The organism is Actinopolymorpha alba DSM 45243 (genome assembly GCF_000373925.1).
Classification (GTDB): Bacteria; Actinomycetota; Actinomycetes; order Propionibacteriales; family Actinopolymorphaceae; genus Actinopolymorpha; species Actinopolymorpha alba.
Genome location: NZ_KB892709.1, coordinates 31,377 through 44,812, shown reverse-complemented (window position 1 = coordinate 44,812; position 13,436 = coordinate 31,377). Strand labels below are relative to the sequence as shown.

Below are 13,436 nucleotides of genomic sequence, written 5' to 3'. Positions count from 1 at the left end.
GGCGTGTCCTCACCGATCGAGACCGATCTGCGGGACACTTGGAAGGTCCGGCCTGCTCCTGTCCAGGCATGTCGCCGTCCCGTGGGAGAACCACCGGTGAAGCTCTCGATCCTCGTCCCCGTCTACAACGAAGTCGCGACGTTCAATCGCGTTCTCAAGCGGATCCTGGACGTCGACTATCCCTGTGAGGTCGAGGTCGTCGTGGTCGACGACGGCAGCGTCGACGGCACGGGCGAGCTGCTCGACCAGGTGGATGACCCGCGGGTCGTGATCCACCGCCACACCGTCAACCGCGGCAAGGGCGCCGCCATCCGCACCGCGGGCAGCGTGGCGACCGGCGACTACATGACGATCTGCGACGCCGACCTCGAGTACGACCCCGACGACATCGCGAAGCTGCTGGTTCCCGTCATCAACGGTGACGCGGAAGTCGTCTACGGCACCCGCACCTTCAGCAGCCACACGTCGTACTCCTACTGGTACGTGCTGGGCAACAGGGGCGTGACGACGTTCGCCAACGTGCTCTTCAACTGCTACATCTCCGACCTCGAGACCTGCTTCAAGCTGATGCCGCTGGCGCTCTACCGCGAGCTCGACATCCGGTCCGCCGGGTTCGGCATGGAGGCCGAGGTCACCGGCAAGCTGTTGCGCCGCGGCTACCGGCCCTACGAGGTCCCGATCTCCTACCGCGCCCGCAGCCGCGCCGAAGGCAAGAAGCTCACCTGGCGCGACGGCGTCGAGGCGCTGTGGATCCTCCTCCGCATCCGTCTCTTCGGGCGCGGGTGAGCCGGCCACCCGCCGTACGCCGCAGGCGTTACCCCCGTCGGTCCCGGCGGGGGCAGGGAGTCGCGGGCGCCGACGCCGTTGAGGTCGTGGAGGGCATCGACGGGGCCGAGGAGTCCGAGGAGCATGCGGGCCGGTCCGGCGTACGTTCACTCGACGGCGCCACCGCCACGCTGGTCCTCGTCACCGTCGCCGGCATCGCCGTCCGGATCGGGCTGTGGTGGCAGGACCGCGCGTTCTGGCGCGACGAGCTGGCGCTGATCCAGAGCCTCGACAGCTACAGCGCCGCCCAGCTGGTGGGGCGGCTCTCGGACGCGCAGTCGGCGCCCCCGCTGTGGCTGCTCCTCGTCCGGGCCGTGACGTTGGTCGCCGGGGACGGCGAACGCGCGTACCGCCTGGTGGCGCTGTCGGCGGGCTGCGCGACCGTCGTGGTGGTCGCCTTTCTCAGTGCGCAGCTGGTCCGGCGACGCTGGGCGGCGGTCATCCCCGTCGTACTCCTCTCGACCATCTCCGAGCTGGTCTTCTACACCGCCCAGACCAAGCAGTACACCGCCGACACTCTGACGGTCAGCTGGCTGCTCCTGCTCGCGGTCCGCCTCCTTCGTACGGACGTGACGGGAGACGGACGCGGCGACCGTCGTACCCGCTTCGCGTTCTTTCTCTCGCTCGCGGTCCTGCCGTGGGTGTCGCATGGGTTCATGCTGAGCGCGCCACTGGTCGCCGGATGGGTCGTGCTGTGTCGAATCCGGCCCCCACGGGCTTCGTCCGTAGGGCCCACCCCCCACCGCGTGCGGATCCGGCGCGGCTCCAGCACCCTTGGCCTGCTCGCCGGCCTCGCCCTGCCGGCCGTGTCCGTCCTCGCCGCCGCCCTCCATGCCCGGCACCTCACCAGCCAGGTCAGCGACTTCGCCAGCTACTGGACGGATTTCTTCGGTCCGCGTGGCGAGCCTCTCCTTCGTTGGGTGGACTGGCATGGGTTCGTGTTCCGGGACCTGGCCGTACGCGAGCTGGGGTTCGCCACCTGGTGGGGCCTGCTCCTCGTCGTGGCCGGTCTCGTCGTCGCGGTCCGCCGCCAACCCGCGACCGGGATCGTGCTCGTACTACCCCTGCTGACCGCCTACGCGGTCGGTGTCCTCGGCATGTATCCCTTCGGCCGCCGGCTCGTGCTGTTCTGCGTTCCGGGTCTGCTGTGCTACCTCGGCGTGCTCGTCGACGCGTTCGCCGGTGGGGTGAGCGCCGCGGGCGTGGGCAGTGCCGTACGCCGGCGAGCCAGTGCGGTCGCGACCGGCGTCGGCGCGGTTGTCGTCCTGGTGACCTGCTGGACGACGCCGTCGCGGCTCATGCATGACCTGAACTATCTGTACGGCATCGACGACTACCGCACCGCACTCGCGTTCGTCGCGACCAAGTGGCAGGACGGCGACGTGCTGGTGGTCGGCAACGGTGACCGGCCCGCCGTCCGCGTCTACGGCCCCCGGCTCGGGCTGCCGCCGGAGAAGGGGCTGCGGGCGATCCCACCCGACTCCCAGGCGACTCGGGCGCGGTGCGCGATGCCCGCACAGATCACCTCTGCCCGGCGGGTCTGGCTGGTCAGCGGCGATGTGGTGCCGATCTACGCCGACCAGCCGAGTAGGTACACCCTCATCGCCCCGCTGCTTCCCCGTTTCCGGTCGGTCTGGCACCAGGACCGCGGCCTGGTCACGGTGCAGGCCGTGATGCCGGGGAGTACGCCGAACGCACGCCCGGCCCGCTGCCTCGACTACGCACCCGTCGGACCCGCCGGCGATCCAGAGCGCCCGGCGACGACGCTGCCCGCCTCATGAGCCCGATGAGGCCCCGAGTTGTCATAGGTTCCTCGGTCTCTTAAGAGATCGCGCAGATAGGCACGGGTGCGCCCTCCGATGCAAAACGTGCCCTGCCCGACCCGCGCGGCCTGCATGGCCGGATAGCGCACACGGGGCGAATGGCGCGATCGACGCCTTCGTCGACTGGCGCCGGGGGAACCTCAAGACGACTGGGCCGCGACAGGGTCGCTGTAGGACACCACCCTGCCTCCCACGAATTGCAGCAGCCGGGTGGCTTCCTGTTCCAGGGCCGCCCGATCGGTTGTGCCGAGCGGTCGGAACGGGGTGAGCCGCAGCGTCCCGTCGTCGAGGGATCATGTTCCGTGCACCCAGCCGTCCACCAGGAACGTGGGCCGTACCCGCGCCTGGCCGGGCATCACCCACTTCCGGTCCCCGTCGCTGATGACCCGGGTCCGGTCGGCGTGGCCGAGCAGGGCGTTGTCGAAGGCGGGCAGCAGCCGCACTGGAGCAAGGGTGTCGGGGTCGGGCAGCTCGGCGTCGGCCAGGTCGATCAGATCCCTGCCGTCGGGGCCGGAGTAGGGGCGCAGTTCGGCGCGCATGTCCGCGACGACCTCGCCCAGGCGGGTCAGTCCGCACCAGGCCTGGACGTCCTTCACTCCGGCCGGGCCGAAGGCGGCCAGATAGCGGCGGATCAGCTCCTTGGCCGAATCCTTGGCGGCAGTCGCCGTCGCTGCCGTCGCCATCGGCTGTCCCAGCCAGACCTCGGCGGGCGTGACCGAGATCGCCGACCGGTTGCCCCAGGAGCCCCATGCGCCGGTGGCCGCGTCATGGACGAGGGGGGTGCGCAACTCCACCTGCCCGGCCAGAATCCTGCCGTCGCGTCCCGGATGGCGTTCGGCCAGCCGCCGTGCCAGCTCCTTGCGCGACAGCGTCCCTTCCGCGAGTAGGCCGAGTCCCTCGGCCACCAAGGACGCCGCGTCCAAGCCGCTGCTGTTCCGGGTGAAGTAGGGCGAGCCGGCCGTACGGTCGAGCACGGGCTGCAGCAGCGGCCGCAGCCGACGGAAGTCGTCGGCCGCGGTGAGGTGCTGGGTACTGCGCAGCAGAGCGGAGCGAACCACCTGCCGGTCCTCCAGCAGTGCGGTGAGCTCGGAATGTGTGAAGGCGTGGATTCTGCTCCACAGCCCGACATAGGCCCAGTTGGGTTCCTGTGCCTGCAGCGCAACCAGTCGCCCGATCACCTCCAGCGGGGTGTGATCGGTGCGCCGCAGCAGGAACTGGCGGTCCATCAGCGCCCGGTTCAGGGCCCGGAGGGAGAGCGTGGTCACGACAGCCGCACCGAGACGTTGCCCTGGTAGGAACCCTGCAGCAGGGAGAGGAACGCCTGCGGCACATCCTCGATACCGCCCTCGACCACCGTCTGCGGGTAGACGAAGCGGCGCTCGCCGAGCCAGCTGCTGAAGTGCTCGCGCCAGGCCGCGATCTGATCGGGCGTGTGGTAGCAGGAGAACGGCAGCAGCTCGACGCCCCTGGCCTCGGCCGCCGCGTGATCGGGCTGCGGAAAGCGCTGCGTCGCGTCACCGAGCTGGCTGGACAGTGAGCCACAGAGGGCGAAGCGCGCTCCGGGCCGGGCCGCCTGCAGCGCGCCCTGGTACTGCTCGCCGCCCACGACGTCGAAAAAGACCGAGATGCCCTCGGGCGCGAGCTCCCGCAGCCTGTCGGCCGTGGAGCCGTCGTGGTAGTCGAAGGCGGCGTCGTAGCCGAGCTCGTTCACCAAGTAGTCCACCTTCGCCGGGCTGCCGGCGCTGCCGATCACCCGCGCGGCGCCACGGCACTTGGCGATCTGCCCGGCCAGCGAGCCGACGCCACCCGCCGCGCCGGAGACGAACACCACGTCGCCTTCGCCGACGGCCGCTACCTCGGCCATCCCGTAGTAGGCGGTCGGACCCTGGCCGAGGTAGTAACCGGGGTCGGCGAACAGCTCACGATCGAGCTTGAGGTACGAGCCGGCCGGGCCGGCGGAGTACTCGCTCCAGCCGGTCATCGACTGGACCAGCTCGCCGACCTCGAGTTCGGGGCTGTCGGATCGGACCACGGTGGCGATGGCGGCCACCCCTACCCGCTGCCCCGGCTGCCAGGCCGGGACCGGGATGGTGCAGTCGGCCCGCATCAGCTCCAGGTAGGTCGCGGCGAGCCCGATCTGGTCGGTGCGTACCAGGACCTCACCGTCCACCTCGGTCTTGGCGACGGTGAAATGGTCGAGTGCGGGCACGCCGGTGATCTGGGCAGTCAGCTGGATCTCACGACTGATCAATTTCCGTCCTTACCTCGAGTGCGTCGAGATCGACCCTAGGAAGACTTCCGGCCAGTTTCTGACCGGAAGCCGAGGCAGGATGTCGGCATGGCGAGCACCAGCTCACGGGCCCTCAGACTGCTCTCGCTGCTGCAGACCCACCGGCACTGGTCCGGCCCGGAACTGGCCGACCGGCTCGGGGTCTCCGAGCGGACGCTGCGCCGCGATGTCGAGCGGCTGCGCGAGCTCGGCTACCCGGTCGGCGCGGCCCGGGGCACCGACGGCGGCTACCAGCTCGCGCCCGGCGCCGTCCTGCCGCCGCTGCTGCTGGACGACGAGGAGGCGGTGGCCCTCGCGGTGGGCGTGGGCGACGCTGCGCAGAGCGGGATCGCGGGGATGGAGGAGGCGTCGCTGCGCGCACTCACCAAGGTGGTGCGGGTCCTACCGCCCCGGCTGCGGACCAGGGTGGACGCCCTGCGGGCGATGACTCTCTCCGCTGTCGTGTCCGGGCCGGTCGTCGCGGCGGGGGTGCTCACCGCGGTCGCCCAGGCTTGCCGGGACGGGGAGCGGCTGCGGTTCGCCTACACGGCCAGGGGCTCCGCACCCACTGAGCGCGAGGTCGAGCCGCACCGCGTCGTCGCACTCGGCGGACGCTGGTACCTGGTGGCCTACGACCTGGGTCGGCACGACTGGCGTAGTTTCCGTCTCGACCGGCTGACCGAGCCGACGGCGATCGGCACGCGCTTCCGGCCGCGCCTGCTCCCGGCCGAGGACGCCGTGGCCTTCGTCCAGGCAGCGAGCGGGGCCCCAGCCCCGTACACGGTCGAGGTCCTTGTGCACGCGCCCTCCTCGCGGGTGCGGCAGGTGGTCGGTAGCTGGGGCACGATCGAACCGCTCGATCAGGACAACTGCCGGCTCACCATGACCTCGACCTCCCTCGACTGGCCGACCCAGGCACTGGGCAACGTGGGCGCCGAGTTCGAGGTCCTGGGGCCGCCGGAGTTCGCCGCGCACGTCCAGGAGTGGGGCGCCCGCTTCATCCGGGCCACCCGCGCACCCGCATGACCTTCCTCGCCATGGCACCGCGACGGTGGTGCGACGTTCGTGGCAGCCGGCGAGGCACAGGGATAGGCCTCCCCGATGATCCAGCACGTCGCAACTCCATGAGCGCCAAGACCTGTGCCTGGTTTGCTGCCGAGCGCGCCCCCGCGCCAATCTGCGCGACGTCTTCAGCCGAGAAACCTATGACGACTCGGCAAGCTCTTGCCCTCTGCCAGCTTCAGCGTTCGGCGGGCTGGCCCGCGAGCGCGGCCGCGGCGATCGGAGCGAGCTGGCGTAGGGCACGGCCCCGGTGGCTCACCGCGTCCTTCTCCTCCGGCGACATCTCGGCGAAGGTCCGGGTCTCCCCCTCGGGCACGAAGATCGGGTCGTACCCGAACCCTCCATCGCCCTTCGCCTCATAGGCGATCCGGCCCGCCAGCCGGCCCTCCACCGCGAACTCGCGACCGTCCGGCAGGACCAGCACCATGCAGGCCACGAAGCTCGCGCCGCGCCGCTCCTTCGGGACGTCGGCGAGCTGGTCGAGGACGAGTTCGAGGTTGCGCCTGTCGTCCTTCGCGCGTCCGGACCATCGGGCAGAAAGTACGCCGGGCATCGCGTTCAGGGCGTCGACGCACAGCCCGCTGTCATCGGCGACCGCCGGCAGACCCGTGTGCGCCACGGCCGCCCGCGCCTTGATGCTGGCGTTGCCCTCGAACGTCAACTCGGTCTCGGCGGGCTCGGCGTAGGCGGGTACGTCGTCGAGGTCGAGCACCTTGAGGTCAGGCAGCAGCGGCGTGAGGATCCGCGCGAGCTCGGCGAGTTTCTTGCGGTTGTGCGTCGCGATGAGGAGGCGGTGCGTCATCGCCCGACCTCGGCGGGAAGTGCCTGGGCGAGCGCGTCAGCCTGGATCCGGGCCAGCTCCGCGCATCCCGACCCGGCCAGCTCCAGCAGGTTGTCGAGCAGCTTCCGGTCGAACGGCTCGCCTTCGGCCGTACCCTGCACCTCCACGAACCGGCCGTCTCCCGTCATCACGACGTTCATGTCGGTCTCGGCCCGCACGTCCTCCTCGTAGCAGAGGTCGAGCATGGGGGCGCCGCCGACGATGCCGACCGAGACGGCCGCCACCGAGTCGGTGAGGGCGGTGCCCTTGAGGGAGCCGCGGCGTTCGAGATAGCGCACCGCGTCGACCAGGGCGACGTAGGCGCCGGTGATGGCGGCGGTACGGGTGCCGCCGTCAGCCTGGAGGACGTCGCAGTCGAGCATGATGGTGTTCTCGCCGAGCGCGGCGTAGTCGATCACCGCCCGGAGCGACCGGCCCACGAGGCGGGAGATCTCCAGGGTGCGCCCGCCGAGCCGACCCTTGACCGACTCGCGGTCGTTGCGGGTGTTGGTGGCGCGCGGGAGCATGGCGTACTCCGCGGTGACCCAGCCGAGCCCGGAGTCTCGCCGCCAGCGCGGGACGCCTTCGGTGACGCTGGCGGCGCAGAGGACGCGGGTACGCCCGAACTCGACGAGCACCGATCCCTCCGCGTGGTCAAGCCAGCCGCGGGTGATCTTTACCGGACGCAACTGGTCGGCGGACCGACCGTCCACTCTCGTCATGACTTCGACCCTATCGGCGTACCCACGACCCCCGATGGCAGGCCGCGCCGATCGAGCGGGCAGCCGGCGTCAGCCGAGGCCACCCGGGCTTCCGGTGGTGCCCCGACCCCGACCGGAACCCGCCGTACGCCGGAGACCGTCGCCGCCACGGCCGACCGGGCGGCCTGCGGGCCCAGGTCCCAGGCGCGCCGCCCGATCCAGGGCGTCGCCTTCGTCGCCATCCACACCAGATCCGCCCATCTGGAGGGAGTGGTACCCCCGCAGCTGTCGAGACCGGGTGGGTTGGCGATCGAAAGCCCCGCCTGCTCGAGGGTCTGCGCACAGGCGCGCGCGAGTTCGCGGTGGCCGCGCTCGGACGGATGGAGCCGGTCGACGCTCCACGCCGTCCGGGCGTACACCTGCGGCCGCGCCGCCAGATCGACGTACAGCCCGCCGAAGACCGAGTGGATCTCGTCGTACACCGCGTTGACTGCCTCGATCCGGCTGCTGAGCCGGTGTCTTAGGAAACCGGGTAGCCCGAAGACCCGCCCGTGGTCGTGGAAGCGCAGCATCAGCAGGGTGGCGCCGGTGAGTTCCCCGGCGATTGTGAACAGCTCACCGCGGATCCGGGCGGGATCAAACGTCGACCGCAACGTGTCGTTGATCCCGACGACCATCGATGCCAGGTGCGGCTGGAAGTGGATGGCCGGGGGCAGCTGGTCGCGGAGCACCTGCGAGGCGGTCGCGCCTTCACTCGCGACGTTGGCGAAGTGGAGGGAGTACGACGTCGCGAGCGACTCGGCCAGCAAAGCCGCCCATCCCCGCCATCCGCGCTCGGTAGGGTCGCCCACACCCACCGTCACGCTGTCGCCGAGAGCAACGAACCGCAGCTCGCGGCCAGGGTGGATCGCGTTCACGCGACCAGGCTCGGTAGCCGGGCCGCCGAGCGGACGCACACAGTGTGACCCGCGGCCGAACGTCCCGCGAACTCCCCATAACCACCCCGCCGAACGGCGCGCTGCTGGCCACGCCGAGTCGCTGGCGGGAATCCCTCGACGAGACGTCAAGGGAGCCTGCGAGCAGTCCGTCGAAGGATTCCCGCCATCGACTCGGCGTCTCACCCCGACGCGGCGGATCGGCGTACCACCCACAGCACCGCGCCGAGCGCCAGCACTCCCACTCCGATGAGTACGGCGGTGAGCGGCAGGGTGAGAGCCAGCGCGAGACAGCCGACCAACCCAATGATGGGCAGGAACCGCGGGGGTGGGTTCTCGTCGGCGCGCAGTGTCCACGCGGAGGCGTTCGCGATCGCGTAATAGACCAGTACACCGAACGACGAGAAGCCGATCGCGCCCCGCAGGTCGACGGTGAGCACCAGCACCACGACGACGGCGCCGACGACAACCTCGGCACGGTGGGGTACGCCGAACCGCGGATGTATCGCGTCCAGGGCCCCCGGCAGGTGCCGGTCCCGCGCCATCGCGAAGGTCGTCCGCGAGACGCCGAGGATGAGCGCGAGCAGCGAGCCGAGGGCCGCCACCGCGGCGCCGACCTGGACGACTGGCGCGAACGCCGCGAGGCTGGTGCGCCCCACCGCCTCCTGGAGCGGCGCGGTGCTGTCGGCCAGCATCGGGGCGCCCAGCTCCACGAGTAGCGCGACCGCGACCGCCGCGTAGACCCCGAGAGTGATGCCGAGCGCGATCGGGATCGCCCGCGGGATCGTCCGGGCCGGGTCGCGCACCTCCTCACCGAGCGTGGCGATCCGGGCGTACCCCGCGAACGCGAAGAAGAGAAGTCCGGCGGCCTGGAGGACGCCGTACACCGGCGGCAACGGTGATTCGGCCACTGCGAAGCGGAGCTCGCCGGGGCGGTCGGGGCCGGGGCCAGCCACGAGGCAGGCGATGACGACGAACGCCAGTACCACCAGCGTGAACGCCACGATCAGTCTCGTCAGCCAGGCGGCCTTCTGGACGCCGACATAATTGAGCCCGGTGAGGACCGCGACCGCGCCGGCGCCGATCCACCGCGCGTACCCCGGAGCGACGTACGAACCGACCGTCAACGCCATCGCCGCGCAGGACGCTGTCTTGCCGACCACGAAACCCCACCCGGCGAGGTAGCCCCAGAACTCCCCCAGCCGGCGACGCCCGTAGACGTAGGTGCCTCCGGACAGCGGGTAGAGCGCGGCGAGCCGGGCCGAGGACGTGGCGTTCGCGAAGGCGACGAGGCCAGCCAGCCCGAGACCGATGAGGAGGCCGGGACCGCCCGCGCCCTTTGCGGCGTTCATGGCAGGGGCGAACGCCACGAAGACGCCGGCACCGATCATCGCGCCCAGGCCGATGACCACCGCGTCGAAGGTGCCCAGCTGCCGGCGCAGGCCCTGCGGGGGCGTACTCACAGCACCTCACCGCCCTCGTCCACCATCACCCCGGAGCGCCCAGCCGACCCGGAATGATCACGTATACGTGGTCATTGCATGCCTCACACGGCCCGGATGCCATGCGAGGCGGGTAATGACCACGTATACGTGATCATTCCGGTCCCCCAGCGGCGCGTCCAGCACCAGCACAGGTCGGAGCCGGCACGTGGCGTCAGAGTTCGAAGACCGCACCCGGCCGGGCCACGTCGAGCGGGCCGGAGTAGACCGACCGGGCTTCGGCGGCCATCTCGTCGGGGTCGTACCACGGCGGCACGTGCGTCAGCACCAGGCGCCGCACCTCGCCGCGCGCGGCGTACTCCCCCGCCTGCCGACCGGTGAGGTGCAGGTCGGGTGGGTTGTCGACTCCGTCGTGGAAGGTCGCCTCGCTGAGCAGAAGGTCAGCGCCGCGGGCCAGGTCGGCGACCGCGTCTGTCGGGCCGGTGTCGCCGGTGTAGACGAGGGAGCGCCCCTCGTGCTCGAGCCGGAGGGCGTACGCCTCGACCGGATGGCACGCCGGAGCGACCGACACCGCGAACGGTCCGAGTCGACCAGCCTCGCCAGCCACCCACGCCCGGAACTCGAACTCGTCCCGCATCCCCGGATCGAGCGGCAGGCCGTAGGCCATCGCCAGCCGGTCCGCCGTACCGAACGGCCCGTAGACCGGGATCCGCGACCGCGGCCCGTCGGGGTGGTACTTCCGGGCGACGTAGTAGGAGCACATGTCGACGCAGTGGTCGGCGTGCAGGTGAGAGAGGCCCACGGCGTCAACGGCGTACGGATCGGTGTAGCGCTGCAGCGCCCCGAACGCACCGTTGCCGAGATCGAGGACGAGGCGGTACGTCCAGCCCTCGTACGGCGCCTCGACGAGGTAGCACGACGCGGGCGAGTCCGGCCCCGGAAACGACCCCGCGCATCCCACTACGGTGAGCCTCACGGCACCTCCTCGACGAAGGAGATCTCCGGGCCGAGGAACCGCCCGCCGATCTCCATGAACGCCTCCGGATCGCCCGTCGTGAGGAACCTGTGCCGCGGCGGGGGCAGGACGAGGTCGCGTTCCATGCCGTCACCGAGCAGCCGCGCGTAGACGTCCTTCGCCGTCTCGTCGGCGCTCGACACAAGCGTCACGGTCGGCCCCAGGACGTACGAGATCACGCCGGTGAGGAGGGGATAGTGGGTGCACCCGAGGACCAGCGTGTCGATGGCCGCCTTCGTCAGCGGGTCGAGGTACTCATGCGCGGCATCGAGAAGGTCGGGTCCGCTGGTGATCCCGCGCTCCACGAACTCCACGAACCTCGGGCAGGCCCGCGTGTGCAACTCGATGTGGGGTGCGGCCGCGAACGCGTCGTCGTACGCCTGGGAGGTGGCGGTGGCCTGCGTACAGATGACGCCGACCCGCCCCGAGCGGGTGGCCGAGACCGCGCGCCTGGTCGCGGGCAGGATCACCTCCACGACAGGAACGGCGTACCGCTCCCGCGCGTCGCGAAGGACCGCGGCGCTGGCGGAGTTGCAGGCGATGACGAGTGCCTTGACTCCCTGGTCGACAAGGTGGTCAAGGCACTCCAGCGCGAACTTGCGAACGTCGGCGATGCGTTTCTCGCCGTACGGGTACCTGGCAGTGTCCGCCAGGTAGAGGACGGGTTCGTGCGGCAGTTGGTCGAGGATGGCCCGCGCGACCGTGAGGCCGCCGAACCCGGAGTCGAATATCCCGATCGGCGAATCTGACACGGGCGCCAGCCTACGGCGAGCGACGGCCGGTTGTGGCCGGACCATCCGGGTGTGCGCGGTCCAGACGCCGACAGTGTGCGCCGCCGCTGCCAGCGCGTACGACTCGTGGCTGACACCCGACGGAGGCTGATACCCGACGGTGGAAATTCGGTCTGAAATTTTTGGGGCCCGGTCCAAGACGGAGACGCCACCTTCCGGCGGCTCCGCCCAGACCGGGCCCTGCTGGCGCCCCACCTGTGGCGGAGCCAAGCACAGCGGCCACTCCTCACACGGTCGCCGTTGGTTCGATCGGAACCAGCTGGCTTTGTGTGTCCTCCATGCGGCCGCGTTCGGTGCTCGGCGTACCCCCCGACCTCCCCAAATCCGCCGTCCCGGGCGCGTCATGGACCAAACCCCTGAACGGAGCAAGAGGTTGCATCCGGTTCGAAGCTGTTGAATACGCCACACTCAGGCACAGCATGGAACGGATCAGACGTGACGTACGTCCAGCGCACAATCCAGACAGACTCTCAAGCCCAGAGCTGGCCTTCGAGGGTGTCCTCAGCCGCGTCCAGCGTCCCTTCGTAGGCACCGGTCGAGAGGTATTTCCAGCCGCCGTCGGCCATGATCACCACGATGTCGGCGGTCCGGCCCGCCTTCACCACCTGATGAGCCTGGGCGATCGCGGCATGGAGGACGGCACCGGTCGAGATGCCGGCGAAGATGCCTTCCAGCTCCAGCAACTCGCGCACCCGCCGGACCGCGTCCCGTGGACCGACGGAGAAGCGCGCGTCGATGAGGCGGGCGTCGTACAACTCAGGAACGAACCCCTCGTCGAGGTTGCGCAGGCCGTAGACCAGCTCGCCGTACCTCGGCTCGGCCGCCACGATCGTGACGTCCGGCTTGTGTTCACGGAAGAACCGGCCGATGCCCATCAGCGTCCCGGTGGTGCCAAGACCGGCCACCACATGGGTGACGCTCGGCAGGTCGGCCAGGATCTCCGGACCGGTGCCTTCGTAGTGTGCGAGCGCGTTGGCCTGGTTGCCGTACTGATAGAGCATCACCCAGTCGGGATGCTCCTCGGCGAGCCGCTTGGCCACGCGGACCGCTTCGTTGGACCCGCCCGCCGCTGGCGATGAGACGATCTCGGCTCCCCACATGCGAAGGAGTTGGCGGCGCTCCTCGGAAGTGTTCTCCGGCATCACGCACACGAGGCGGTAGCCCTTGAGCTTGGCCGCCATCGCCAGCGAGATGCCGGTGTTGCCCGACGTCGGCTCCAGCAGCGTGGCGCCGGGGCGGAGCAGGCCGTCCTTCTCCGCCTCGACGATCATGCGGAGCGCCGCGCGGTCCTTGACGGAGCCGGTGGGGTTGCGGTCCTCGAGCTTCGCCCACAGGCGTACGTCAGGAGCAGGCGACAGTCGCGGCAGCCCCACGAGGGGTGTCTGGCCCACCGCGTCCAGAAGCGAAGCGAAACGCATGTCGACCCTTCCCCGGCCAGCGCCTGCCGATCAGCCGCCCGCGACGGCGGGCAGGACGGTCACGACGTCGCCGTCCGACACCTCGGCGCCGAGGCCGCCGCGGAACCGCACGTCCTCGTCGTTGACGTAGACGTTCACGAACTTCCGGAGGTCGCCGTTGTGCACCAGCCGCTCCTTGAGCCCGACGTGACGCGCCTCGATGTCGTCGATCAGCTCGGACAGCGTCTTGCCGGCGCCCTCGACGGTCTTGGCGCCTCCGGTGTGCGTGCGGAGGATGGTCGGGATGCGAACCTCGATAGCCATCGGTTGATGCTCCTTTGGTGGTCGTACGAGCC

Annotated in this window: 13 protein-coding genes; 3 read left to right on the top strand and 10 right to left on the bottom strand. The window is 70.4% G+C overall.

Features of this window, described 5'->3' with window-relative positions:
• Positions 1–96: 96 nt before the first annotated feature.
• Both B141_RS0104675 and B141_RS0104670 read left to right on the top strand, forming a co-directional pair.
• Positions 97–786 (top strand): glycosyltransferase family 2 protein, encoded by a 690-nt coding sequence (locus B141_RS0104675; RefSeq protein ID WP_026256911.1) that lies wholly within the window; start codon positions 97–99, stop codon positions 784–786.
• Positions 783–2,606, top strand: coding sequence for a glycosyltransferase family 39 protein (locus B141_RS0104670; RefSeq protein ID WP_157180794.1), 1,824 nt, complete (start codon positions 783–785; stop codon positions 2,604–2,606). The genes B141_RS0104675 and B141_RS0104670 overlap by 4 nt, the downstream gene beginning before the upstream one ends.
• A 335-nt stretch (positions 2,607–2,941) precedes the next feature.
• On the opposite strand, the gene B141_RS38885 is transcribed toward B141_RS0104670, so the two are convergent.
• Entirely contained in the window at positions 2,942–3,913 is a 972-nt protein-coding gene (locus B141_RS38885) for a winged helix DNA-binding domain-containing protein (RefSeq protein WP_020574012.1), read from the bottom strand.
• Positions 3,910–4,899 carry an MDR family NADP-dependent oxidoreductase gene (locus B141_RS0104660; protein WP_020574011.1) on the bottom strand — a complete coding sequence of 330 codons (990 nt, stop codon included), beginning with the start codon at positions 4,897–4,899 and terminating at the stop codon, positions 3,910–3,912. Before B141_RS0104660 ends, B141_RS38885 begins: the two co-directional genes overlap by 4 nt.
• Positions 4,900–4,986: 87 nt before the next feature.
• Here B141_RS0104660 and B141_RS0104655 point away from each other — a divergent pair, with 87 nt between their 5' ends.
• Positions 4,987–5,943 carry a helix-turn-helix transcriptional regulator gene (locus B141_RS0104655; protein ID WP_020574010.1) on the top strand — a complete coding sequence of 319 codons (957 nt, stop codon included), beginning with the start codon at positions 4,987–4,989 and terminating at the stop codon, positions 5,941–5,943.
• A gap of 214 nt (positions 5,944–6,157) precedes the next feature.
• On the opposite strand, the gene rdgB is transcribed toward B141_RS0104655, so the two are convergent.
• From rdgB to B141_RS0104615, 8 genes are all read right to left on the bottom strand, one after another.
• Positions 6,158–6,781, bottom strand: a complete 624-nt coding sequence (rdgB, locus tag B141_RS0104650; RefSeq protein ID WP_020574009.1) for an RdgB/HAM1 family non-canonical purine NTP pyrophosphatase — start codon at positions 6,779–6,781, stop codon at positions 6,158–6,160.
• Positions 6,778–7,521: a ribonuclease PH gene (rph, locus tag B141_RS0104645; RefSeq protein ID WP_026256910.1), complete on the bottom strand. Its 744-nt coding sequence runs from the start codon at positions 7,519–7,521 to the stop codon at positions 6,778–6,780. The genes rdgB and rph overlap by 4 nt, the downstream gene beginning before the upstream one ends.
• The gene (locus B141_RS0104640) at positions 7,518–8,417 is read right to left on the bottom strand and encodes an SGNH/GDSL hydrolase family protein (RefSeq protein WP_020574007.1); all 900 of its coding nucleotides are present in this window, start codon (positions 8,415–8,417) and stop codon (positions 7,518–7,520) included. The genes rph and B141_RS0104640 overlap by 4 nt, the downstream gene beginning before the upstream one ends.
• Positions 8,418–8,617: 200 nt before the next feature.
• A complete protein-coding gene (locus tag B141_RS0104635; RefSeq protein WP_020574006.1) occupies positions 8,618–9,898 on the bottom strand; it encodes an APC family permease in 1,281 nt (426 codons plus the stop codon).
• A gap of 193 nt (positions 9,899–10,091) precedes the next feature.
• The gene (locus B141_RS0104630; protein ID WP_020574005.1) at positions 10,092–10,853 is read right to left on the bottom strand and encodes an MBL fold metallo-hydrolase; all 762 of its coding nucleotides are present in this window, start codon (positions 10,851–10,853) and stop codon (positions 10,092–10,094) included.
• Positions 10,850–11,689, bottom strand: coding sequence for a glutamate racemase (gene murI / locus B141_RS0104625; RefSeq protein WP_169512901.1), 840 nt, complete (start codon positions 11,687–11,689; stop codon positions 10,850–10,852). The genes B141_RS0104630 and murI overlap by 4 nt, the downstream gene beginning before the upstream one ends.
• A gap of 464 nt (positions 11,690–12,153) precedes the next feature.
• Positions 12,154–13,101: a PLP-dependent cysteine synthase family protein gene (locus tag B141_RS0104620; RefSeq protein WP_020574003.1), complete on the bottom strand. Its 948-nt coding sequence runs from the start codon at positions 13,099–13,101 to the stop codon at positions 12,154–12,156.
• 30 nt (positions 13,102–13,131) lie between these two features.
• A complete protein-coding gene (locus tag B141_RS0104615) occupies positions 13,132–13,404 on the bottom strand; it encodes a MoaD family protein (protein ID WP_020574002.1) in 273 nt (90 codons plus the stop codon).
• Between the last annotated feature and the right edge of the window lie 32 nt (positions 13,405–13,436).

Coding starts and splice junctions, on each gene's coding strand:
- B141_RS0104655 (WP_020574010.1), top strand. CDS start 4,987: ATGGCGAGCACCAGCTCACGGGCCCTCAGACTGCTCTCGCTGCTGCAG.
- rdgB (WP_020574009.1), bottom strand. CDS start 6,781: ATGACGCACCGCCTCCTCATCGCGACGCACAACCGCAAGAAACTCGCC.
- rph (WP_026256910.1), bottom strand. CDS start 7,521: ATGACGAGAGTGGACGGTCGGTCCGCCGACCAGTTGCGTCCGGTAAAG.
- murI (WP_169512901.1), bottom strand. CDS start 11,689: ATGGTCCGGCCACAACCGGCCGTCGCTCGCCGTAGGCTGGCGCCCGTG.
- B141_RS0104620 (WP_020574003.1), bottom strand. CDS start 13,101: ATGCGTTTCGCTTCGCTTCTGGACGCGGTGGGCCAGACACCCCTCGTG.
- B141_RS0104615 (WP_020574002.1), bottom strand. CDS start 13,404: ATGGCTATCGAGGTTCGCATCCCGACCATCCTCCGCACGCACACCGGA.